The sequence below is a fragment of the Pseudoalteromonas sp. T1lg76 genome (assembly GCF_002964725.1).
GTDB lineage: Bacteria > Pseudomonadota > Gammaproteobacteria > Enterobacterales > Alteromonadaceae > Pseudoalteromonas.
On sequence record NZ_PQCE01000105.1, the window covers coordinates 1 to 328 of the forward strand.

The following is a 328-nucleotide window of genomic DNA, read 5'->3' on the forward strand; positions in this document are numbered from 1 at the left end:
ATGGTGCGGAAGGTGAGACTTGAACTCACACATCCGAAGATACTGGAACCTAAATCCAGCGCGTCTACCAATTCCGCCACTCCCGCATTTTTATGTGTACAGAGAAGGAATCAAAATCCTGCATCTTCCACATTTTGTGTTTTATACCATTTTCTTATTGGTAGCAAGAAAATGGTGGCTACGCCCTGATTTGAACAGGGGACCCCATCATTATGAGTGATGTGCTCTAACCAACTGAGCTACGTAGCCATGGCTGGAGTACCAGGATTTGAACCTGGGAATGGCGGGATCAAAACCCGCTGCCTTACCGCTTGGCGATACTCCAACT

3 tRNA genes are annotated in these 328 nt (G+C 47.3%); all 3 read right to left on the reverse strand.

The annotated features are described in order from the left end of the window. Position 1: 1 nt before the first annotated feature. The 3 genes from C2M35_RS15405 to C2M35_RS15415 all read right to left on the reverse strand — a co-directional run bounded on the left by C2M35_RS15405 (position 2) and on the right by C2M35_RS15415 (position 325). Positions 2–86 (reverse strand) — tRNA-Leu (locus C2M35_RS15405). 86 nt (positions 87–172) lie between these two features. Then, positions 173–249, reverse strand: a tRNA-Met gene (locus C2M35_RS15410). A 1-nt stretch (position 250) separates the two neighbouring features. Next, positions 251–325: transfer RNA gene (locus C2M35_RS15415), tRNA-Gln, on the reverse strand. Between the last annotated feature and the right edge of the window lie 3 nt (positions 326–328).